This is a genomic window from Coprococcus sp. RTP21204st1_G4_RTP21204_210225 (assembly GCF_040915385.1).
Taxonomy (GTDB): Bacteria; Bacillota; Clostridia; order Lachnospirales; family Lachnospiraceae; genus Allocoprococcus; species Allocoprococcus comes.
In genome coordinates, this window is record NZ_JBCPDP010000005.1 from 35,476 (window position 1) to 59,453 (window position 23,978).

A 23,978-nucleotide genomic window follows, 5' to 3' on the forward strand; every position below is an offset into this window, starting at 1 on the left:
AAGATGTGAAGTGGTAGAATCTTACAAAAGATTTCTCAAGACCCTACCAAAGAAAGGAGAAATCATATGAGCAGCAATTACCAGCAGAAAAAAATGATGAATGCCCTAGGCGCTATCGATACAAAGGGCAACATCGTCCTCGAGCAGTTCCAAGACGGCACGGCACTCCTCTTCCAGCCGGGCAACGCGCAGCCGTTTTGCGTGGCTACAGACTATGACCGCGCGACGGCCTCGTGGTCATACGGAAAGTACTTCAGCGATCTCGGATGCGCCTATGAGGCTGCTGACCCTGAGATTATCGAGGACGCCAGCGTCAGATGGGTCAAGGAGGATATCCGGGAAAAGCTCAAAGCACAGGATATCGCACCGACAGAATTCAACGTGCAGTCCGTCATCATGGGCGATTCAAGGCTTTGGGAACGCCCTCTCGACAGAGATTTTCGAGACAACATGATTGCGAGCGGAAACGACGATCTCGATGCACGCGTTGCCATTCTCAAGGAGAACGGAAACTTCAAGAATGTTGACACCGCAATGCCGGTGGAAAGTCTTGATGATCTGGAACAATACAGGTCTGATCGACTTACGGATAAGGTCACGTCACTTAAAGACAGTCTTGATGCACAATATAAGGCAGATGAGCGTGGTCGCGTTTTCGACCGTCCATGTCAAGTACTTGACGACGGTGATCTCGACGAACATTAAATAGAAAGGAGACAAAAATGACAAGTCGTGAAATGGTTCAAGATTCCGCCACACGCAATCAGAGAACTCTTGCTGATGCTGTCGTGGCTACAAATCGTTTCAGGAAGCTAGATGCTCGCTTTAAGTCGCACGATGGAATGGACCTCGATCCATCGACACCTGAAATCGAATCGGGATATGAATTCAATCGGCGCTCCATCGAGGATGACCGTGCTGCTGATGACCGAAATTCCATTTCGGATCAAGATATTGATTCACGGCTGTAATATGAATTTCCTGACGTATGGTTTGCAGATCGCATAATCATTGCGTGTTAGTACCGTAGGATGCAAAAGGCATCCAGAAGGGATGATTGATAATGGCAGATTTGGGAGAGGAAGCATTCTCCTCACAAATGAAAGTCGTCGCGACTTTCTTGCGGTTGCTTGAAGAGCTCATGCGTAATAAGCAGCAAGACCTCCGCTATGGCACCAAAACGCAAAGGCGAGGTATCCTTGGTCAAATGAAAGACTTCGTCGGAGGAATCTTCAAGAAAGTCTATGATGGCACATTCGGACGCCTGTCGCGTAATGGAAAAGATTATGGTCAACTTGACCTTAATGATCCGGCTGTTGCAAAGCTCTTTGCGGACACAATGAAGCAAATGGGCATGGATGCGATGCATGAAGACAACAATCTTCTGTTCAGCACTTCCGATGTTGCAAAAATCCTGGCCTTTTCCAAGATGGTTGAACAAGAGCTCGGTAAAAAAATCGAGCACGAAAACGATACCCCTGAAAAAGAGCAATCTCAGGAGCACGGACAAGACCAGGAAAGGCAAGCCAATGCCCGAGGTTGGTCTGACTATCCCGCAACGCCCGAACAGATTGATCTCACAGCTACCGTTCTGGCAGCCGATGAGGGTGTTTCGATTGATGAAATCAAGAAAGACTTTTCGGAAAACCCGTCAATCGGCGAATTGCAGATTGCTCTTGAAGCAAAAGGCCACGACACTATGGCAATCCAGCCCGACCTGAAGAATTACGCGACACCAGAACAACGAGCACAGCTGGACATGCTCAAAGATAAGGGCATCATCGGTGAAAATGAGCTTATGCAGCTTGGTAAGTATCCTTCTCAGGACAAGGCGAGCGAAGTGCTCGAAAACCATGCGGATGCCGTAAAAATGCTCGATTCCGATGAAATCTCAAATCGAGCGGAAGCAATTCGCAGTCACGATGGAATGGATCCAGATTCTCACACCAAACAGGTCGAATCCTGGAAGGAGGATCTTTCCGCGAAAGTCGGAAATGCCTTCGAGGCATCTCGTGATGCAAATGGTCAACCGAATCTCAATAATTTCGCTCTTCAGTGCAATTTGCGCGGCATCGCCGTACAGTTCGCCAATGATGGAGAGCTTCTATTCACGGATGCCAACCAGCATCACAAGCAGGTCCGCGCCGACAACCTCGATCCGAAATTCTCCCGTAACAGCGAGGCTTTCAAAGGTCAGAAAATGTCGAAACCGTTGAAGCAAAAACAGGAAGAAATCATTAAGAGCACAGACCAGCGCAATCATGAACATTCACGTGCCCACGACAGTCAGGATCATGGTGACGCGCATGGCTCCGAGAACAAAGCTAGGTAAGGTGGTGCTCCTTGGCGTCCAATAAATCGAAAACTCCGGGCCCAATTCAGGTCGTGGTAGTTCTAATGTTGACCGTTCTTGCCTTCTACTTCGGCAATCGGTTCGGACAAGTCTTTGATTTCAACACCATGGAGATTACCGACGGGGCGCTCGCGACGGTCAATTCGATCGTCGCGGCGCCTGCCGCTATCTCTATGGCATCTGTTCCCATGCTGTATGCAATCGGACTCGCCATTACGGTTCTTATCGTCTGGCTCTACACATTCATGTATGCCGGTAACTATCGCTATGGAGAGGAAGCCGGGTCTGCGAAATGGGGCACCCTTAAAGAAGGAGTCGCCTTCAAGGATCAAACGGATCCGTCCAACAATCTTCTCTTCACGAAAAATTATGGCCTTGCCCTGAAAAAACCGAAGTTCGACCTCGAACATGACCGAAACCTCAATGTCATGGTTATCGGCGGGTCCGGCTCTGGCAAGACCCGTAACTATGTAAAACCTAATCTCATGCAGCTTAATGCAAGCTACTTTCTGACCGATCCGAAAGGAACATCCCTTCCAGAGTGCGGATATCTTTTCAGGGACAACGGTTACCGCATTAAAGTGTTCAACACCATCGAATTCAATAAATCGATGCATTACAACCCACTTAAATACGTTAAGACAGACGCAGACATTCTTTCCTTTGTCAACTGCCTGATCTCGAATACCAACGGAGACAAACAGTCCGGCGGAGATCCGTTCTGGGAGAATTCAGAACGTCTGCTCTATACCGCGCTCATCGCCTTGTTGAGAGACTGGTTCCCACCGGAAGATTACTCGTTGGACGGATTATTGACGCTTCTTTCCATGGCAGAAGCCAAGGAAAACGATGAGAATTTCAAATCTCCGCTCGACATGATTTTCGATGAGATCGAGACGGGCAAAGTTTACGAAAGAAATCCGTTCTACCAAGGCCCGTCGACCTCAAGCTCCTATGCAGACGCGGAATCAGACCGAATGGCAATCAGCGAGAACACGACCGACGAGTTCACTTGGCAGTCAAGCCTCATGGAACGTAACAATGACGGACTGTCTCCTGCACGTGAAGGCGGATTGACGTCCGATCAGGATTTCGCATTAGCAAACTATAAGATGTTCAAAGTAGCCGCAGGCAAGACGCTGAAGTCCATCATCATCAGTTGCAACGTACGCATGGCCCCGATGCGAATCGAGCAGGTGCGCGAACTGTTGAAATACGATGAGATGAATCTTGACGAGATGGGAGATCCCGGACAACGTACCGCTGTCTTCGCCATCATGTCGGATACTGACAAAACTTTCTCGTTCCTGCACGCAATCATGATGTGGCAATCAATTGATATCTTGTGTCGCCGAGCGCTCGAGAAATACAACGGCAAATTGCCCACGATGGTCAACTTCATCTTCGATGAGTTCGCAAACATAGGAACTATCCCAGATATCGAGCAGACGATTGCCGTCACTCGTTCTCGTAACATCGGCATCTCGATTATCCTCCAGTCTGTCGCACAGCTGGAAAGCCGCTACGATAAAAAGGCAAAAACGATTATCGATTGTTGCGATACCACCCTCTTCCTTGGCGGCAAGTCGAATTCCACCAACAAGGAAATCTCCGAGATGATCGGCAAGCAGACGATCAATCAGAAGACATTCGGCGAGACGCGCGGACAGTCCGGTTCAAGCTCGAAAAACATTCAGATCCAAGGTCGTGACTTGATTGATGCCGCCGAGATCGGCAAGATGAATCGCCGCGAGGCAATCCTGCTCATCGCCGGCACGAATCCACTTAAAGATTTGAAATACCCGGTCGAGCAACACCCTAACTACATCTATCTCGACCCCGGTCGAAACAAGCCCGGTCAGGTTAAAAACCGCTGTCTGTACGATGAACCCTTCAATATCTTGGAATACATGGACGAAATTAGGACAAAAGACGATACCTACGCGTCATAAATCACGCGTTTGGTATACACTGAATCAGTGCAACCGACACGGAAAAAAGGAAAGGAATTGAATGGGTGGATAAACTTATAAGAATTTTTGCCCAGCCGATAGGTTTTGCCGGTACTGCTTTTGGCATTGCCGGCCTAATCTATCTCGGCATCTCATTGGCAAGCGGTGGAAGGCGCCAGCCTGAAATCGTTAAAGCCATTGCAATGATCGTAGCTGGTTTTACCGTTGCAGCAGCAATGGCGCTCTATGGCTACACCGGGCATTAAGCTCATGGAATCTCAGAATATTTAAAGAAAGGAATTTAGCGTATGCTCTCTCAAATCATGACTAAGATTTCCGGAGGCGTCACCTTTCTCGGCGGCGTCCTCATCGTTTTCGGTCTTGTCAATCTCGGTATGACAATCAAAGACGGTATGCAAGGCGGTGGCGGTCAGCTCGCCGGCGCCATCGCCATGATCGTCGGCGGCGGTATCGTCATCGCAGCCTCCGTTTTCCTCGGCAACCTGGACACCAGTTTCGCTGGCTAAAGGAGGAAATGCCCGATGCTTAGCGTTGCAATTCATAAGGATGTCGCCGAATATCAACCGAAAGTCATCGGTAAGCTTACCGGCCGTACCCTTATTTCAATCACTGTCGCATTAGGGCTTTCCATCGCTGTCGCCGTCTATATGAATCTCGTTTTGAAGATCGATCCGACCGATCACCTGGAGTTCATCTATGCGGTTTCACTGCCCTGTTGGTGCTGTGGCTTTTGGAAGCCTCACGGGCTGCCATTCGAGCAATTTGCTCTCCTTTGGCTACAGCACCAGCTCTCCGATAATCGGCTTTTTTACAAACCGTCAATGTTTAAGAGCGGGTTCGTGAAAACGCCGGATGAGATCACGCAAAGCAGGAAAGGAAAGCTTTATGACAAATCAACCAGAAAGTTCCTTGATGGGACAAACGGACTTGAAGCCTACAGCCCAAGGGCAGGTCGAGTCATCTATTAACGATACAATCAATTTTATCATGGCTAAGGTTGCCGCTGGCGAAATCGACGCCGCCACGGCAACCGAACTGATTGCTGCCGCTCGCAAGGATTATGAAAGCAACGTTCCGGTGACCACATCTGCCCAACAGGCCGTGCAACCCCAACAAACTGCGAATCCCTATCAAGCCGATCCTCAGACTGCATACGCTGTACCTGAGATGGAACCAGAACAGACTCCTATTGATTATGGACAGTTCGCTACTTCGACAAACTATCCACACACCTACGATGTCGAAGATTCCTCCGATGTCGATATGGATGCACTGAGCGGTATTGCCAGCGATGTGTTCGATAAGCAGCCTCGGAAAAAGCTTTCCCGTAAAGAAAGAAAAGCCCAGGCTAAGGAAATGAAAAAACTCCAAAAGGAGTCGAATGCCAAACTCAAGGCGAATGCAAAGAGCAATAAGTCCATTCAGAAGCAGCTAAAAGACCGCGATAAGGAACTCTCGAAAAAGAATGAATTTGCTCGCTACAGGCGCAAAACCGCAAAAGACGTCACTTCATTCATCGGGTACAATCGCATGTATGAAGACGGCATATGCGAGGTCGAGGAGGGAATGTTCTCCTCCTGCATCTGTTTCGAGGACACTTCTTACCATTCTGTTCGCGAGGATGCTCAGAAAGCTGTATTTACGTCGATCTGCCGTCTCTACGACCAGTTTGGCGCGGACACGCTTGTTCAATTCAATATCATCAACACACCGCTGCTCAAGGAACAGATTGGGCATCGCAAGTTCTTCAATCCGAGCAGCCAACTGAATGTAAACGCCGCAAACGATGCCGCCGTCTTCAATGAGATCTTAAATGAGAAGATGCGGCAGGGTGTTTCGAACATCCGGCGTAAGATGTATATCACCTTTTCGGTTTCCGCCCCCACGGTGGACGATGCCGTTCCGAAACTCGCCCGTATTGAAAATCAGATCTCGCAGATTCTCACATCTATCGGTTCAAAGAGCCATGTTCTCGATGGTGCGGAACGACTGGCACTTCTGAATAGTCAGCTCAACCCACTCAAGCCATTTAACTTCGATTATCGACGGGATATCTCCGCTAGGATGGTGCAGACGACAAAGGATTGTATCGCACCGATGACACTTGATTTCAAGCCGGAAGGTCTTGCCGACTGCTTCAAGACGGGTGATATGTGGGGACAGGTTCTTGTTATCAAGAAGCTTGGTTCGGAACTAACCGATCAAGCGCTTTCCGATATCACCGAACTCCCGATTCCTCTTAATGTCACTTGGTTCGCACAACCTATGGATAAAGCGGCTGCCGTCGCTTTCACGCGACAGCGTTTGGCTTGGATCGATAAGGAAATCATCGAGGAACAGCGCTCGGCAGTTCAGAAAGGCTATGACTTTTCAATCCTTCCGCAGGAGCTCAAGTACTCTAAAGAGGAAACTGAAGACGTCATCGATAACCTTCAGAACAAAAACCAACGTCTTTATGTTTTCACGGGACTTTTCTATACATACGCACCGACTAAGAAGCAACTGGATAACCAGGTGCTTTCCATCATCTCCGCCGCCCGCCAAAACTCCATAGAGGTCAGCACCTATGAATACCGACAGCGGCAAGGTTTCAACTCTATCTTGCCGTTAGGTCACAACCACTGCGAGATCTCCCGTATGTCCACAACTGCCGAAGTCTCCATCCTCATGCCGTTCGCAACAATGGAACTGGATGATAAGGGCGGCAACTATTACGGTCAGAACAAGCACTCTTCTAACCTGATTTTCTGTAACCGCAAACTCCTCGCATCACCGATGGGTTTTGTTTGCGGCAAGACCGGTAGCGGCAAGGGCATGGCCGTAAAGACCGAGATGACCGGTACGATTCTCAGCAACCCGACAGATGAAATCTACATCATCGACCGTGCCGGCGAATATACGGGTATCTCAAGTCGCTACGGCGGCGTGACTTACAACTTTGCAGTCGATTCGGATACCTATCTGAATCCGTTCGATACCGTTTCCGTCGAAAGCCTCAGCCCGGATGCCCAGCTTGCCTTCAAGATCGATGCCATGCTCGCCCAGGCAGGCGCTTCGGCCGCCGAAGCAGGCCGTGATCTCGGTGAGGAAGACCAGTCGATCATCACGCGTTGCGTACAGGAGGCTTTCTTCGACGCGCGTCAACGCGGCGAACAGCCGCCCCTCCTTGAAGACTTCTACAACAAGCTGCTTGAACAGCCTGAGCCTGAGGCAAAGACCATCGCGCTGCGTTACGAGCGTTTTGTCACAGGTGCCCAGTCCTTCTTTAACCATCAGAGCAACGTCGACTTCAAGTCTCGTATCGTGGATTTCAATTTGAAGGACTTGCCGGACTCGATGCTCGTCTTCGGTCTAATCAACGTCTGCGAGGCAGTTCGTAATCGTATGTACTTCAATGCGAAACGCGGAGTGCGTACATGGCTGTATGTCGAGGAGATGCAGTCCATGTTCGCTTACCCGACGGTGCTCAACTACTTCTCTCGCTTCTCGAATGAGGGCCGAAAATTCGGACTTTTGCTGACAGGTATAAGTCAGAACGCCGTGGCAATGTTAAAGAACAAGGCCGCCCAAAATCTTGTCCTGAATTCCGACTTCCTGCTTCTGCTCAAGCAGTCTCCGCTCGACCGTGCCGAATGGGTACGCCTGCTCGGTCTTTCCGAACAGGAGGAGGAGTTCATCGACGAATCTGTCGAGCCGGGCGATGGTTTGCTTATCGCCGGCGGTGCGCGTGTCCCGATTCGCGGTAAATTCCCGTCCGGTAACGTACTCTATGACCTCTTCTCGACGAACCCGAATGAGGCTGCCGACAAGAAGCGCATGCAGGAATTTGCAGCACGCGAAAAATCCCGCCTTGGATAAAATTAGCTGAAAAGGAAAGGAGCTGACAAGATGAGAGCAGACGATTTCGTCACAGGTGATTCTGCAAGAGGAGCTGGACAAAGCTCTCTTGTTGGTACCGAAACAACGAATGCAGTCAACACTGGTCTTGTCGGCTCCGCCACTGCAATTGCCAAAAACATGGTCATCGGCGGCACTGAACTCGGTGATGTCGACAAGATGTATCAAACTGGCAAATCGGCTATAAAAGGATCTGTAGGTGCCGCGCGTGTCGGTTCTGACCTTGTGAAAGACACCGTTGACACGGCAAAAACAACGGCTAAGGCTTTTAAAGCAGGGCTTAACGGCGAGGATATCGATCTTTCCGGAACAAAATCACGTTCCGGAAGTAATCTGGCGAAGGGTACGAAAAAAGCTGCCAAGGAAGGATTTCGAGCCGCAAAGCGTGCCGCCATCAAGGATTCCGAACTTGAGGATGTGGACAACCTTTATCAAGAAGCAAAAGGATTAAGCAAAGCGGCTGTCAGTTCTACAAAAGGCGCCGTCAGCAATACCCGTAAATCTTGGAAGATGCTAAAACGCTCAACCGCGCGAATTAAAGCCCTTTCGAGAAAACGATTCACCGCCGGCGCCGGCAACAAGTTCAACCAGCAGATGTATCGGTATATGCGTTCAGCCGCGTACCAATCTGTTTCCACCGGCGGTGGAATCATCAATACAGCAAAGAACGTTCTTTCTTATGCATACTGGAGCGTACGCATGGCAGCAAATGGCATCGGCGCAATTTTGGGTGCCTTGTTCGGCGCCATAGGTGTGCTTATTATTCCAGTGATCATCATAATCGCCGTCATTTGCACTATTTCTGGTGGAAGTAAAGGCGAAAATGCATCCGTGGGCTCTTTGACTGGTGACGAGGCCACGATAGCGCAATACCTTATCGACAAGGGTGTCGATCGCACCCATATAGCTGCAATCATGGGAAATATGTTCCAAGAGTCGGGCTGTCACCCTACTGCTTTGAACAGTTCATCCGGGGCCTATGGAATCTGCCAGTGGCTTGGTGGACGAAAGACTGGTCTGGAAAACCTTGCCAAGGAAAAAGGCAAAGATATGTCCGACCTTTCCGTTCAACTTGACTGGTTCTGGGAAGAATTCGCCGAATCGTGTTCGGGATGGAATAAAGCAAAGTATAAGGTTTTTTGTGCCCAGTCCGATCTCAAACAATGTGTCTATCTTTTCAGAAGCCAGTTTGAGCGCTGCGGAGAAAGCGAAGCGGCCGACGCGAATCGTTTGGCGCAGGCTCAGCGTATCTACGATGCACTGGGAACCAGTAATGGAACTAACGGAATTGACGGAAACGGTCAGGATTTAAAGAAAGCCACCAGAAGGCAAAAAGACGTAGTTAATGCCGCCAATACAACTAAGTCCCCAGGACAGGGATGGTGTGCTGCCTGGGTCACGAACGTCTTCCAGAGCGCCGGTATCGGTTACTTTGGGGGAAACGCTTGCGATATGTGCCGCGCTTACTGCACCAGCACTAACGTTCGGGATTTAAAAGTTGGAATGATCATCGCTGACGTGTCACATCCTGGAACAGGCGATGCGGGTCGTCTTTATGGGCATGTCGGAATCTATATCGGCGATAATAAGGTCATCAGCAACGAGGGGGCTATTACCATCAAGAGCCTTCAAGAATTTGTCGGTTTTTATGGAAAGGGTACTGGATGTAAATGGGGATGGCTCGGCGGCGTCGATCTATCTAAATAAAAGGAAAGGAATAAAAGCATGCGAGACATCTGGTTTTTAATAACAGACCATAAGGGAATCGTGAAAATCCTTGCAATCCTAATCGCTATTTTCTGCGTCGTTTCCATCGGTGTCAGTTCTTATACGTCTACGATGAAAGTTCAGGAACAGCAAGAACAACAGGCGAAAAAAAAGGAAAAAGAAAAACAGATCAAAAACAGCTCAGTAAAACTGAAAAAAGACCAACAGAAAACCATCGATGAATATGATGATGCAACAGCGCAATTTTCTGCCTTGCTGTCCTCTAATGTCTGGGCAACTTACAGCGGCACCGGAAGAACGCTATATTTCACAGACTCGTCAATCATTATCGCTGATCCGGAAGCTGATCCATCTAAAGTTGAAAAGCCCTTTGTCATCAAAGGCCTTTCAACTGAAAAGGTCGATGTCGGTGAGATGAAAAATCTCACTAGGTACAATTGCGCCTATGAATCAGACGATGATAAAACCAGAGTATTGACCGTCGATAAAAACGATGACGGTACATATTTCAAGATGTCTATTGATGTGAAAAACAGCGGCACGAACGAGGAATATGTAAGAACTCAAGCCGCTGGTACTTTTGATATCGACGGCATTAGTGAAGATATGTCTGCTTTGCTTGGCGATTCGAGAAGCATCATTGAAGATTTTCTACGCGAGCAATGTGCTCTCTATTATCCGACCGCGGTCGAAGCCGAGTGCAACGGTATCCTTACGGCCGACTTCAACGCTAACGAATATAGGGTTGATTTTTCCCTGAAAGACACGGAAGACCAGCAGCTTACGGGGATTACTGTGGTTTACCATCTGAGCACAAAACAATGTGAACTGATGTAAAGGAGGAATTTTATGTTTAAAAATAAAAAAATAGTACTTTTTCTCCTTGTTCTACCTCTGGTTGCTGTTTTGGTTGCTCCGAAAGTAGCCCTTGCAGATGACGACTCCGATTGGGTCAAAAATATCCCAATCATTGGCGGCGTTGTTGACTTTGCTTCGGATCCAGGTGGATGGATTACCGATCGTTTTGCTGAAGGAGCTGAGTTCTTTTTCAATGATGGTCTTCAAAATATCAAGACTACTTCTACAAAATCGATTCTTGGAAAATCATTCAATAATCTTCTGGGCAAGAAAACAGGCACCTTTTACAGCACGGTTAGCTTTGTTAATAAGTCAGTCGTCATGCCAACAGCAGCTTCCATCCTAAGCCTTGTGATGTTGATACAATTGATAAAAATATCACAGCGTATTGATGGAACAGCTACCTTACCAGCAATTAAAGACATTGTCTTTTTAATTATCTATGCGACGATCTTCATTTGGCTTCTCAAAAACTCATTGAAGATCTGCGCTGGAGCATATGATCTATTTAACGAAATGATTGGTAAGATCAATCAGTCGACCGTTGATGAATTAAAAACTGTCACAATAGCCAATTCTTGTAAAGAGAGTTTTGGAGCGGTAATTGGTATATGGGTTCAGAGCATGATATTCGATTTGATCACGATTATCATCAAGGGCTCGGTTTCGGTCATGTGTTATATGCGAGCAATGCAACTATATGTTATGGCTGCGTTCTCACCGCTTCCGTTTGCGCTACTTGGATTCGACGAAACAAAAAACTATGGAGTATCTTTCTGCAAGAACTTCTTAGCGACATGTCTTGCAGGCGTAATTATTCTTTTTGCAATGGGACTTTTCCCAAACCTGCTTTCAGGCTTTAGCGGAGGAGAAATATCCGGCTTCAAGGGCGATATGTGGAGCTCTGTATGTGCATCTGTTGCTCTGATGCTAATCGTAATTAAATCCGGCACAATCGCGCGTGACGTTTTTGGCGGATAACTTATTAACCAGGGAGGTGTAGCATCATGAACGATGGAAATGATAAGCATGAGGGAGCTTGGTGGGGAAATCTCGAAACTCTGAAACCCTCTCAAGTGCAATCTGATTACAGTTATGTAGATGAGGATGATCGACGTAAGAAGTTCATCATTATTGCAGCCGTTATCGGTATTGTTCTAGTGCTGCTCCTCGGTGGCGTGACTGCTTTTACCGTTCTTTCAAGTAATAAAGGTCACGACTCAGATACAAAGAAAGAACAAACGCAAACTCAGAAAAAAGAGACCTCGACTGAGAATGCAAAGAAGAAAAAATCCGCTGAAAAGAGTGCTATCTCCGTCATGGTGACAGCTGACGGAGCTGCTGAGGATTCTAAGGCTTCCGTTTCGGTTTCCGAAAAGGGTAAGAACGGAAAGATTGTTGTCAAAGATATTTCCGTTGCAGTCAACGACGAAGTCAAGATCTGTACTCTGCCGAAAGGCAAGTATTTGCTGACCGTTGAGTCGGCACCGGACGGTTATGATAAGCCAGCAAAAAGCACCAGTTTCACCGTCAAAGGTAATGGGGAAAAGGTGTCAGCTTTCGCTTTTTTAGCCAAACATGTCGATAAGACTGCCAAGAGCGGTGAGTCTGAAGATAATGCCGAAGCGACTCCGGCAGACGGGGCTTCGCAAAACCAGAACGCTTCTTCTGACGGTCAAAATCAGAACAATCAGGCAGAAAATTCTTCTGCCGATATGAATCGTGGTGCTTCCGCTCCATCGTCTGGCAACGGACAGCCCTCTTCTACTTCAACGCCGACAACCACGAAGACTATCCATCATCCCGCCGAGACGATTAGGATCGCGATCTGCGACACATGCGGGGCGGATATCACCGATGATATCGAAGGCCACAAGAAGTCAACCGGTCATCCGTGGTATCACTACGATGCGAAAGTGATCAAAGACGCTTGGGATGAAACGGTGACCGTTAAGTAGCTGAAATTCGCAAGCGCTTGCGAATTTGAAAGAAAAAACAGGGCACCCGACCGAGGTGCCCTTTTCCGGTATCGAATGGTAGAATCTTACCAAGCATCAAGACGCAAGGAGGTACCCCGTATGAACGAAATGCAAGCCCACGGCCTTTTAATCCCCGTCGGATCGAAGCCGTTCGAGGTTTGGATCGATAAGAATAACTCGCTGGCCGAACTGCAGGACCTCGTCAACGGCAACGTTGATGTACTGAGCGTCCTTGGTAATGGGGTTGACCTGTGGGTCAATGAAGAAGGTTTAATCAACGGCAGCAAGCCCAATCGCGCCATCTATGCGACGAAGCATATGGAGGAAGTCGGATATCTCGACCAGCTGACGTTTGGTCATCCGGTCAAGGAAGGGGAGCTCTATTCGCTAATCTGCGGTGATTTCGTCGCATTCGGTGTCGACGAGGAAGGCGAAATCGCAAGCCTTCCTCAGGAGACGATCGACAAGCTGAAAGAGACCTTTGCGGACCCGTCCACCGGTTACAAAGAGTATATTCATATTAAGTACGGCATCGAACCGGATCGATATCAGCTTCAGAATGAGCACGCCGCCGGCGACAAGCATGAGAAATCTACGAAGTCTCTCGCCGAAGTCGCTACAGAAGCCAGGGAGAGTTCATTAGTACTCAGCCAGGACGAGGGCAACCACGACGACAGCGGCAACGATATCGGTAATTCGCGTCCAATCGACCACGAGTACCCGATCAGTCACTAATCAGAGCTCTATGAATCGTTTTAAAGAAACAAGGCGGTGAAACGATGGAATCCAATAAAGTCATAGGCCTGATCTTCCCTGTCGGTGGGGAGGCTCAGACCTTTCTCGCCGACAGGGACAGACCATATCGAGACATCCGTGAGGCAGTCCAAGGTGAATATGACGAACTCGGTGCCACGTTCGCCGATGCGGATATCTATGTGAATGCCGCCGGTGCAGACAGTTTGCTGCCAAACCGCGCCATCAACCCCGATGCCTTCATGGATGACTCGGGCTTCCTGTCTGAAAAGAGCCTCATCGTCGGAACAAACGACGGCAAGCCCTTCTCTCTCATTTTCGGCAATATCGTCGCCCTCTCACGTGATGAGACCGGCGAGCTTATCGATATGCCCGTCGATATCGAGACGGAGCTGAAAGAGTCACTTAGCGATCCTTTGGACGGATATGATTTACGGTTTCGCGAGGCTTTCGGCAGATATCAGAACTGGGACCTAAGCCAAGCCCAGGCCGCCAAGATCGCCGGCTTGAGCCAACAGGCATTCTCCTATCATGTGAACAAGATCACGAATGCACAGGATACCCGAGGAAGGGGATTGAAACCCCTTCCCAAGGGATTCGACCGTCTCTACAGCGAATATAAGAACGGAGACATCTCGGCAAGATCCGCAGCGACGAAGCTCGGCATCACGCATCCGACGTTTCTCAAATATGTCAAGGAATGCGATGTCCGCCTGCATAAGGACGACCTCGTGCAAACCCACAATCCGCGGGGACTCACGGAACGCCATGCAGCGGCTACGGATGCGGCAAGGAATCTGAACCATGACCAGGACGCACCTGATTCGCCATTACAGGACAGATAGACGGCACAAACACGGGGACTCGCCGCTTCGGTGAGCCCCCGTGCCCTTCTACACGACACCTTTTGCAGATGACGTGCCGTATCCGTCATCGATATATAGGCGAAACGCAGCCGAAGTGGTAGAATCTTACAAAACACGCCGCCGGAACGGAGGGTAACATGCAAACCGGAACGAAGAAGACCCCTGATCGCTTCCAGAACTACTTCTGCCCTGCCGCAGCCAACGATATCGTGCACCATGCCTACGCATGGATCGTCAAAGAACCGAACATGCAGCCGAAATTCCTCTACTGCCGCGCTATCGACGATCCAGCCAACGTTCGCGGATGGAATATCATCGCGGAGGTCTGGGAACGCGATGTTCTCGGCGGATGGGGCATCTCCTCTTCCACCATACATCCCGAATTTGAAGACACCGCCGACGGATATGTACTTGCCGAGGGTATGCCCGGAACGGCAGCATCACTGCCTTACCAGGTATTCCGAGAGGTGGTCAATGAACATGACACGAATTACCTGATCGCCCTCGCCATTGCAATCGATGCCCTGCCGAAAGATTCCACTTGCGACATGGCATCTGAAACTATCCGTGCAAACGCCGACATCGATATCGCCGAGCGCCGCAAGAGCGTCCTTCCCGACCAAGCCGGCCTCGCTGCAAAAAAGGCGTCCTGTATCGAGTCGCTTGCGCACATCGGCGGCAATGCGCCCGTTTGCGGACAGAATGAAATCGCCCGGTAAAGGAGAACCGATATGAGTGAAATCAAGACGAAAATCAGAACCTACAACGACGTCATCGATCTGTTCGGCGAAGAGAAAGCTGCCGATATGCTGAGCGAGGCGCTTGACTGGTCGACAATCGATCCGAAAAACGATAAGAAGAATATCATGGAGCGCAAGCCACTCCTCCTCGATCCGTATATGACATACGAGGGCGAGGATTACTGCAAGCATATCGTCGCCGGATTCTTCGGTGACCGCGACCTCGACTGGGCGAGCGGATATATCGACGAGGAGAAAATCAAGAACGGACAGGTAATGCCGGCCGACCTCAAGTCGGCACTCTCTATGGCACTCGACAACGAGCTGTCTACATCCTGGGCCTATCTGGATGCCCTTTCCTCCCAGTGCGCGGAAATCTTCAATAAATTTGCCGGATATATCGAATCTGCCGGCCTTGCCCGCGGGGTCCTCGTGCCCGGAGAGTATGAGTTGGACCACGATGCGCTGAACGCAGACGTCTCCGAGAGATTCAATATCCAGTATGGATTCCAATGCGACCAGATGATCGATGCCATGCAGTTCGATATGACGCTCATTCTGACTGAGAAGGTCGACAGCATGGACGGATACAGGCTGATCCAGAGCGTATGCGACTGGCGCGAAGAAAACCTCGAGGTTATCGAGGACGCAGAGAACAATTTAGATTATGGCAAAGTGCCCAGCTACGTGGCTTACGAACGTCCGGCGGATATCGGTACGACAATCATCGATGAGCTGTGCGCATCGCAGGGCACCGCCGTCGAGAAACTGGTGAACTATCCGACCACTAAATTCGAACGCACCATGCGAGACGAGCTTTTCGAGGCATTGGCGGTAAACGAGACGACTATTTCCCTTATGGCTAAAGTCCCCTCTTCCGTCTTCCTCGATGCCGTGGCATGCATGGACTCACGCTATATGAGCGGACACACAGTCGATACCGGTCATGCTTTTATCGTTTCCCCGGGAACATACGAACCGTATATCGGTATCCACGATCCCGTCTACGGCGCGGGTTATATGATGGTCGACCTCGATAAACCATTTGAAATCCCGATGAACCGTATCTGGATCGCCATGGATGACTACAGTGGCCCTGAGACCAAGGAGGGTCTGCGTGGAATGTACCACAGCCCCCAAGATGTCAGTGCCTTCAGCGACCCTTTCTGCGGTTCCGTCAGCGTCACGCCGACTCGCGATGAGAAACAGGAACCTGCAAAGAGCGGTCTAGAAGCCAAGCGCGATGCATGTGCCATAAGCGCCGCTCATCTCGACAGCCCAAACACGGAAATCCCCAATGGCAAGAATATGGAAAGGGAATAGCCGATTATGGAATACAAAGACATCAAGACTGCAGATGAACTCGAAAGCTGGTATGCGGAGAAGGAAGATATCCTCGAGGGCTATGTCCGCGATTATGCCGTACCATTCGGCAACGTATACCACCTGGATTCCCCAGGCTACGTTTCAGAAGAACGTTGGTGCGATACCCTTCCTTCTGACCGGGAACGCTCGACCTTCATGGCCTTGCAGAACGGTGTATCGGCCAAGGAGATCATCGAACATAAGGATGAGTTCGGTTGGATCGACCGCATGGCGATGTCGTCTGTCGCCGATGATTACGCCGAGTGCTACATGACACAGGCAGGTCCGGATTACCTGGATGAACAGGAAATCATGAACGTGCGCGAACAGTACCCTGAGCTTATCGACTCTAACGGAGAGATCGTCTGGAACGATCCAGATTTCGTGAAGCGCGGAGTCACGTTCGATGTGGAAAACTTCGGGGAGAAATATAAGATCGAGCTCGTCTGCGACAGCTATCTCGATAACGGCAGCCTCTATGTCGGCGCTTACGACGTCACGCCGGAAAGCGATAATTTCGGAGAGCGCTGGGCAGATATCTCCGTCAACCTAAACAATCCATGCCAGAACGACAGGACTGTTTTCCTCGACATGAACAACCTGTATAACCCGGCAATCATCGAGGCTATCTATGGGCTCGGAACCGTGGAAGACATCGTCTCCCATTCCGGTTCCTGCTCCTATCCGGCATTCACGTTTGACGCCGACGTGATCTCCCAGATGCGCAACACGCAAGAATTCATGGATGCGAATACCCCCGACGACTATAAGCTGGTCGCCGTGAAGGTAGGCTATAACTTCGCGCTCGTTCCGAAGATCGAGCTCTCCGGTATCGAGACGAACGCCACCGAGACCATCGTCGATATTTCCGGTAAACAGTATGGCCTTCTCGCCGGCAAGACCTTCGAGGATTCGCAGAAACTCGATGCCGTCCTCGATATGTTTCCGGAGTACGCGATTAAGGACTACAAGGTACCAAATAAAATCAGTGTATTCATCATGCCTGTCCAGATGTACTGGAAGGATGACCCATCTGAGATTATCGAGACGAATTTCAGTTTCGAGGACACCTGCGGTCTTGTCATCGACGATAGCGTTACGTTCTCCGGCTATACCCAGAATGAACTCGTGGACATGATCGGCAGGGAAGACAACGGGGAAGACTTCGTCATCACCGGTGTGGGCGCCGGGCACTATGTCGGCACCTGCAAAAAGGAACCGTCTAAAAACAAGAGCGTTTCCGAAAAAACCTGCAATGCAAGAGAGTCGTCGGGGCGCCTCGATGCGGATCGAAACGTCGACAGGAACGATATTGCAAAAGACAAGGAGGTAAAGTAGCCATGAGCAGCAACAATCCCAACCGCGTCTACCTCGATACGGAGACCACCGGCCTGCATCCCGAGGAGGGCGACGAAATCCTGTCGCTCACTATCGTAGATGCCAATGGACGGCTTCTCTTCGATGAGAGGTTCAAGCCGAAACACAAGAAGGAGTGGCCGGAAGCCCAGGCGGTGAACCACATTTCCCCGGATGACGTGGAACACCTGACCACTATCGATGCCTATATGGAACAAATCTGCCGCATCCTCGACCGTATCGCCGACGAGATTGTTGGCTACAACATAGCCTTCGATATCGGTTTCCTGAAGGCCGCCGGTGCCACCATCAACCCCGATGCTGCAATCATCGACACCATGCAAGAATTCATGGATGCCTTCGGAAACTCAAATACGGGACATAGATACCAACCGCTCTCCATGGCAGCTGAACGTCTCGGCTACAACTGGACGAGCGCCCCGCATGGCTCGCTTTCCGACACCCTCGCCTGCCTTGCCGCACAGAAATGCGTCGACGACCATAACTGGTGTGTGGAGAACCTTGAGCTTACCGAAGACGCTATCATGCACGCCAAACCGATTGAGAATGGTTCAGAGGGGCTTCCAAAAGACTGCTGGGACCTCAACCCCGGAGGCCGCCCGTTTGCCGTCACGGAGCCGATTCTCCATCGGCTCCAGAGCTCTGCGAAACTCTGCGCACGAGCCGGTACCACCACCCAGTTCACGCGCATGACCGTCAACCAGTGGTTCGACAAAGCGGAACGGTCACAGCGAAGCCCGCTCGGCCGGTCTGTAGATATCGGACGCGCGGCAAGTGCCTTGAACAGCCAGCATGAGCATGCGGAAGTTCCACAGGACCTTACAAAATAAGCAAAGGAGAACCAACATGGACGATTATAAGAAAATCCCGTTCGATGATCCGGACCTCTGTGTGCCGGATCTCGATGATTTCGACCAGATGAAGGAATTCTTCCTCGATTGCGCGGCTGAGTATTTCCGCTACCTGTCATCAGATGATATGGAAAAGATGCTCGCTGCGCTCGGGAAACGCGTCGACGTGCTCGCGACGCCGACAGATGATGTATTTATCTCCGTAAGCCCGGACGCCGTACTGAGGCAATATCCCGATATCACGATCGATGAAGCTATCCAGATCCGCGATAACGCATGTGAAAACATCTGGGAGTCCGGTGGACAGTCCGATCTCGATGAAATCGTCTGGGACCAAATCGGTGCGGAATATAAAAGTATCAAGTCCGATTCCCACCGTGGACTTTCCGATGTAAAGGATGCAAAAGCGAAGCAGGCCGTCCACGCGAATGACGATCGCGAAAACGATGCGGTTGCACTAGACGTGCAGGAAAAATAGAACTTGACGTCGAGCTACAGGGGAGGAACGATATGGATGGCTATACGCTTAACGCTGCGCGAACGATTCGCGAATACGAATCCTCGATCCAGCGCCCGAAAGCAGAAAGAACGATCAACGACTCGATTCTCTCCGCTTTGCTCAGAGGAGACGAATTGCCTGAAATGGACGTCAAGGCAATCAGGCAATATGGGATACAGTGTTCGGAATATCTGGATTTCGGTTACGATGTCGATGCAAGCCTGAGCGGCATGCTGTCACCGCACGCCGTTCTGGAACCCCGGCCCAACACGCCGTATGTATTCAGGAGAGCCGGATTCGACAACCTGCCCTTCATCTATACGCAAAGACATCTCAGGAATGCAATCGCCCCAAAAGAGGCTGACAACCATCAACATGGGCTTACCATCGAGCAGATCAAAGCGCTTCCGGAAAAGCTCGAAGAGCCGGTAGTCGTTTTCGACCAGCCGAACTATACGGTAAACGGTAGGTCGTTTGAGGGCAAAGGCGTCGCTGCCGTACTCGATATGTACGACCCTGACGGCGTCCCGGTCATCGCATACTTTTTCCCAAACGGGTATGGAACCAAGACGAACGATAACGGCTGCAGCAATGTGATAGCCAGCCTTTACGGACGTGACAACTTCACTTCATATCTCGCGCGTGCTGCAAACGAGGAAAAGATCCTGTATATCGATTCTGAGAAATATGAACAAATGGAAAAAGAGCTACCCCGCTATGGTGGGACACGATTCCCTCCGGCGCTTGCAGCTCTTTCAATGGATATTATAATACCTTCATCCTATATTTGCAAGATGAAAGCGGAAATAAATCCGAAGCTGTCCGATCGCGAAAGGGAACATAATTCCCTTAACCGCACCATGCATTTCAAGGTCGCGGACAGCAGGCGAAATAGGCTCGCGCAAGATAGGGATAGACCGCGCAACATCACTCTCAGATATGACGACGACAACCGCGATTCGCAGTAAAACCATTGAAAAGGAGAATTAAGAAATGAACACGCTTGGCCTGGTAAATGTCTTGAACAACGATGGAAACGTACTGATCGATGTGGCTCAGATGGCCGATAACCATATCCAGAACGCCGCCATCCACAATGCGCTGGCTGAATGGAACGAAACGGACGATCCGTTCTCGCCTGAAACGACGCAAAGGCTGATCGGTAAACTCAAAGGCGAGATGCCGTCGCTTATCGCATGGCTGTCGGAAGGGAACTATCCAAAGAGCAGCCTGGTGCCGGAACTGTTGGCTTACGTGAAGATGCCCCATCCGCTCCAGGTCTATAAGAACCTTGATCTGGATATCACTATCGAAGATTCCGAAAAAGGGCCTGCATTCGATGTAAAGCTCTCCTATGCGGGCAACGCGGAACATTTCAAATACGCCCACCTGCCCGTTGAAACAGATAAGACATCCGTCGTATTAAGCATCATCGACGCGTATGATGGGCTGCAACTGAAAAACGATCCGGAGCATCACGGTTACAGGGAAGCGGTCGAAAAGAACTATTCAAAACTCACGGACCTCATCGGGAAAGACGGAATCGACTCGATCAGGGACTTCCATGAGGGCGTAGAGACCGGCAAGTATTTCTCGGATATGGAATTTGACCTAAAAGACCCGGATCCCTCCGCGAAACATATTCTAGAGTGCCTTGGATCCCTGGAGAAACCCGTTCAGAAAGCGATGGATAATTTCGCACGGGTAACCACTTTCCGCAATCTCGCGGAAAAGAACCTCCTGCGCGAAGCGACCCTGTTTACCTCCGGTATGCTAGAGGAAAAGAACGGTCGCCTGATCGTCCCGCAAGAATATAGGCCCGGAATGTCGAGTGAGGAATATCAGGCATGGCATCCATCGGCGAGGGGAAACACCGCCATCTCCGTGGATACGGCGATCTCGGCAAAGCAGCTCGGAAGGCTGGAAGCGATTGCGGCATCCCAGAAGCCACAGCAGATCGTCATGGATGTCCTCTTCCTCGACCCAGGTGATCACCTGTCTCAAAAATCGGATCCCCGAGACCCGATGGACGCGGCGTTTGTCGATGAAAGCCACGTCGCGGTGCCGATCAGCCCGGAATTCGCGTCAATCGTGGCTTCGGATATGAAAGACTCAATCGATGCAAACCTGGCCGGCAAGCGCACGAAATGCGACATCTCCAAATGGCACTCGCTCGGGAAACAGGCTCGCGACATGTTCGCTGAGAACAGTAAACATGACCGCTCTCTCGCTGCCGTCAGGGATGCCAAGACGGCCGTTGCTGACAAGATCAACGAAGGACATCAAGCTAGTTCCGTGCACGATAATCCGAGTCATTAAAGATCAAGACCGAACAAATTTTTGATTGAAAGGACCTTCCATGTATCCCGGTCAGCATATGTCCATCGAGGATAACATTTTCTATGCAAAGCGAAATATCGTTGACAGTATTTGGAAAGAAGCAAATATCGAGGGAATCGATATCACGTTCCCTGCTACAAAAGCGGTTTTCGAAGGTGCTAAAATTGCTAACCTAACGCAAGACCAAACAACTGTAATTAACAATCTAAAACATGGATGGCAATTCATATTTGATTTTATTGATGCGCCTATCGATTTGTCATATGTACGGCAGGTACATCAACTCGTTAGCAACAATCTTGTTCCCGATTCTGGACAACTGCGATATTTTGATGTGTATATTGGCGGAACAAGCTGGCAACCGGAAATACCAGACTTCGACACTGCAAAAGCCGCTATCGAGAAAATTGCGAATATGGAACCTGGGAGAGAACGCGCGCTTAAGATGTTCGGTTATCTTTGTCGCTCCCAACTTTTTAGTGATGGAAATAAGCGAACAGCGCAACTCATAGCAAATAAAATGCTGATTGCTGACGGCTGTGGCATCTTGGCGATTCCGAAAGAGCAAATTAACAATTTTGAGACTCTGCTACTCGACTTTTATGAAACAAACAAACCGGATAAATTCTTTTCTTTTTTAACTAAAGAAGCTATCTATGGACTCGATCGTACCGTACCATCTTCACAGAACTTAAAAGTCAAGTGTAAAGCTGCCACACTTGGAAGCAACGCGTTGAAAACAAGAAGCAATACTGTGGGCATTAGCAAGACACAAAACGCTGACCGTACAGCGCACACCGAGCATATTGAATGAATGTTATGGACATGGTATAATAATATTACGGAGGTAAAAATACTATGTCTACAATCGCTGAGGCTGAAAAAGCTGTTGAATTCAATGTCTTCTATGCAAAAAGAAATGTTGTGGATAGCATCTGGAAAGAGGCAATCATTGAAGGTGTCAATATCACATATCCGCAAGCAAAAGTAATCGTTGAGTACAACCAAACCGTTGAAGGATTGACTGTCACCGGAACAATTACCGTCTACAATCTTAAACTTGCTTGGAATTATCTCTTTGAGCATTTAAACTCACTTGTAGATTTTGAGTTTGTTGCCAAAATAAATTCCATTTTGGGTGCATCGCTTGTTCATAACGCTGGATGTATTCGTAACATACCAGTAGGTATCAGTGGGACCGCCTGGCAACCGGAGATGCCGGACTTCGATACTGCAAAAGCCGCTATCGAGAAAATTGCGAATATGGAACCTGGGAGAGAAAGGGCACTTAAGATGTTCGGTTATCTTTGTCGCTCCCAACTTTTTAGTGATGGGAATAAGCGAACGGCACAGCTCGTGGCAAACAAGATGTTGATCGCTGACGGGCGCGGAATCTTGGCGATTCCACCAGAGTGTAAACATGACTTCGGTGAAAAGCTCAAGCGCTTCTATGAGACAGCGGATGATTCTGAATTACAGAAATTTTTGATTGAAACATCAATCTACAATTAAGAGAAGCAGGAAACTGATTTCAGTCGGCTTCCTGCTTTCTTTTACGGTTAGACGAGTTTTACTTAATCAAAGTATATGATATAATATACTTTGAAAGCAGGTGATAAGATGCGTACTATCGACGCTATGAAAAAACTTGCCCGCAATGATGGGCGATTTACTCATGTTTACACTAAAAGAGAGCTGTCTGAGCTTTTCAACGAAACCGGCAGCAAACTGAATGGAACATTGAAGTCACTTATTAAAGAAAACATTTTGAATCGTGCATACCATAATGTATACGTTTTTCGCTTTTCTCAATACGGAGGACTCGGTACTTTAGATTTGATTGGTAAGAAAATCCGACCAAATGACTCCTTCTATGAAAGCCTTGAGTCCTCTGCTTCAGCATGGAGCCTCATTTCACAGATCCCCACGGTCGTAACCTATATGACCACAGGAAAGTCAAAATGGTATAACACGGGTTACGGAAGCATCGATTTCGTTCATTACAGCAAAACAGATGAGAAACCAAGAACCATCGATAGGTCGTCGATGGGAAGGGTTCCGCTTGCAGACAAACTTCAAACATATCGGGACTTACAAAAAACAAAACGTTCCCTTGATCTTTTAAGAGAGCAATACGACAAAGACCATGGCTGTCGCGACGGAAATATCCAATATTATCCTTGCGAAGATGATGACACATGGGATTTCCTAGATAATTTGGAGGAAGATATACTTTAAAGTATATCTTCCTATTTTTTTGGAGTCTCTATGCCTTTATTTGCATCGCTTACTCTTGTTAAAGAAACTGCTTTAAAAGAGGCTGCTTCTCTAAAATCTCCGTTACTGACTTCGTTTATCGAAAATTACGTCAGGCGTCAAAAGCTCTTTCTAACGAACGA

24 protein-coding genes are annotated in these 23,978 nt (G+C 49.2%); all 24 read left to right on the plus strand.

Annotated features, from left to right (window positions below):
• The first annotated feature begins 66 nt into the window (after positions 1-66).
• The 24 genes from AB5213_RS05960 to AB5213_RS06075 all read left to right on the plus strand — a co-directional run bounded on the left by AB5213_RS05960 (position 67) and on the right by AB5213_RS06075 (position 23,817).
• Entirely contained in the window at positions 67-705 is a 639-nt protein-coding gene (locus tag AB5213_RS05960; RefSeq protein ID WP_227120083.1) for a hypothetical protein, read from the plus strand.
• Between the two features lie 17 nt (positions 706-722).
• On the plus strand, positions 723-971 hold the full coding sequence (locus AB5213_RS05965; RefSeq protein WP_368276436.1) for a hypothetical protein: 249 nt from the start codon (positions 723-725) through the stop codon (positions 969-971).
• Between the two features lie 92 nt (positions 972-1,063).
• On the plus strand, positions 1,064-2,332 hold the full coding sequence (locus tag AB5213_RS05970) for a hypothetical protein (protein ID WP_368276437.1): 1,269 nt from the start codon (positions 1,064-1,066) through the stop codon (positions 2,330-2,332).
• 65 nt (positions 2,333-2,397) lie between these two features.
• Positions 2,398-4,305: a VirD4-like conjugal transfer protein, CD1115 family gene (locus AB5213_RS05975; RefSeq protein ID WP_227120081.1), complete on the plus strand. Its 1,908-nt coding sequence runs from the start codon at positions 2,398-2,400 to the stop codon at positions 4,303-4,305.
• 65 nt (positions 4,306-4,370) lie between these two features.
• Entirely contained in the window at positions 4,371-4,571 is a 201-nt protein-coding gene (locus AB5213_RS05980) for a hypothetical protein (protein WP_173700131.1), read from the plus strand.
• Between the two features lie 57 nt (positions 4,572-4,628).
• Positions 4,629-4,832, plus strand: a complete 204-nt coding sequence (locus AB5213_RS05985; protein WP_368276438.1) for a hypothetical protein — start codon at positions 4,629-4,631, stop codon at positions 4,830-4,832.
• A 15-nt stretch (positions 4,833-4,847) separates the two neighbouring features.
• Positions 4,848-5,294 carry a PrgI family protein gene (locus tag AB5213_RS05990; protein ID WP_368276439.1) on the plus strand — a complete coding sequence of 149 codons (447 nt, stop codon included), beginning with the start codon at positions 4,848-4,850 and terminating at the stop codon, positions 5,292-5,294.
• Positions 5,212-8,184 carry a VirB4-like conjugal transfer ATPase, CD1110 family gene (locus AB5213_RS05995; RefSeq protein ID WP_215634312.1) on the plus strand — a complete coding sequence of 991 codons (2,973 nt, stop codon included), beginning with the start codon at positions 5,212-5,214 and terminating at the stop codon, positions 8,182-8,184. Before AB5213_RS05990 ends, AB5213_RS05995 begins: the two co-directional genes overlap by 83 nt.
• Before the next feature lie 30 nt (positions 8,185-8,214).
• Positions 8,215-9,930: a phage tail tip lysozyme gene (locus tag AB5213_RS06000; RefSeq protein WP_207719283.1), complete on the plus strand. Its 1,716-nt coding sequence runs from the start codon at positions 8,215-8,217 to the stop codon at positions 9,928-9,930.
• Positions 9,931-9,948: 18 nt separating this feature from the next.
• Positions 9,949-10,788, plus strand: coding sequence for a hypothetical protein (locus tag AB5213_RS06005; protein ID WP_215634314.1), 840 nt, complete (start codon positions 9,949-9,951; stop codon positions 10,786-10,788).
• A 12-nt stretch (positions 10,789-10,800) separates the two neighbouring features.
• Positions 10,801-11,790: a hypothetical protein gene (locus AB5213_RS06010; protein WP_368276440.1), complete on the plus strand. Its 990-nt coding sequence runs from the start codon at positions 10,801-10,803 to the stop codon at positions 11,788-11,790.
• Between the two features lie 26 nt (positions 11,791-11,816).
• Positions 11,817-12,767: a hypothetical protein gene (locus AB5213_RS06015; protein ID WP_368276441.1), complete on the plus strand. Its 951-nt coding sequence runs from the start codon at positions 11,817-11,819 to the stop codon at positions 12,765-12,767.
• Between the two features lie 120 nt (positions 12,768-12,887).
• Entirely contained in the window at positions 12,888-13,523 is a 636-nt protein-coding gene (locus AB5213_RS06020; RefSeq protein WP_342999389.1) for a DUF3846 domain-containing protein, read from the plus strand.
• A 44-nt stretch (positions 13,524-13,567) separates the two neighbouring features.
• Positions 13,568-14,386 (plus strand): hypothetical protein, encoded by an 819-nt coding sequence (locus tag AB5213_RS06025; protein WP_368276442.1) that lies wholly within the window; start codon positions 13,568-13,570, stop codon positions 14,384-14,386.
• Positions 14,387-14,544: 158 nt separating this feature from the next.
• Entirely contained in the window at positions 14,545-15,126 is a 582-nt protein-coding gene (locus tag AB5213_RS06030) for a hypothetical protein (protein ID WP_368276443.1), read from the plus strand.
• A gap of 12 nt (positions 15,127-15,138) precedes the next feature.
• Positions 15,139-16,470 carry a hypothetical protein gene (locus AB5213_RS06035; RefSeq protein ID WP_368276444.1) on the plus strand — a complete coding sequence of 444 codons (1,332 nt, stop codon included), beginning with the start codon at positions 15,139-15,141 and terminating at the stop codon, positions 16,468-16,470.
• A 6-nt stretch (positions 16,471-16,476) separates the two neighbouring features.
• The gene (locus AB5213_RS06040; RefSeq protein ID WP_368276445.1) at positions 16,477-17,850 is read left to right on the plus strand and encodes a DUF4313 domain-containing protein; all 1,374 of its coding nucleotides are present in this window, start codon (positions 16,477-16,479) and stop codon (positions 17,848-17,850) included.
• A gap of 2 nt (positions 17,851-17,852) precedes the next feature.
• Positions 17,853-18,719: a 3'-5' exonuclease gene (locus tag AB5213_RS06045; RefSeq protein ID WP_349123967.1), complete on the plus strand. Its 867-nt coding sequence runs from the start codon at positions 17,853-17,855 to the stop codon at positions 18,717-18,719.
• A gap of 16 nt (positions 18,720-18,735) precedes the next feature.
• Positions 18,736-19,218 (plus strand): hypothetical protein, encoded by a 483-nt coding sequence (locus tag AB5213_RS06050; RefSeq protein ID WP_368276446.1) that lies wholly within the window; start codon positions 18,736-18,738, stop codon positions 19,216-19,218.
• A gap of 32 nt (positions 19,219-19,250) precedes the next feature.
• Positions 19,251-20,207, plus strand: coding sequence for a hypothetical protein (locus AB5213_RS06055; protein WP_368276447.1), 957 nt, complete (start codon positions 19,251-19,253; stop codon positions 20,205-20,207).
• 25 nt (positions 20,208-20,232) lie between these two features.
• Positions 20,233-21,558 carry a hypothetical protein gene (locus AB5213_RS06060; protein WP_368276449.1) on the plus strand — a complete coding sequence of 442 codons (1,326 nt, stop codon included), beginning with the start codon at positions 20,233-20,235 and terminating at the stop codon, positions 21,556-21,558.
• 40 nt (positions 21,559-21,598) lie between these two features.
• Complete coding sequence (locus AB5213_RS06065; RefSeq protein WP_195501703.1) at positions 21,599-22,393, plus strand: Fic family protein; 795 nt, start codon at positions 21,599-21,601, stop codon at positions 22,391-22,393.
• Between the two features lie 44 nt (positions 22,394-22,437).
• Positions 22,438-23,091: a Fic family protein gene (locus tag AB5213_RS06070; protein WP_215634321.1), complete on the plus strand. Its 654-nt coding sequence runs from the start codon at positions 22,438-22,440 to the stop codon at positions 23,089-23,091.
• Positions 23,092-23,199: 108 nt separating this feature from the next.
• On the plus strand, positions 23,200-23,817 hold the full coding sequence (locus AB5213_RS06075) for a hypothetical protein (protein WP_215634322.1): 618 nt from the start codon (positions 23,200-23,202) through the stop codon (positions 23,815-23,817).
• The last annotated feature ends 161 nt before the right edge of the window (positions 23,818-23,978 follow it).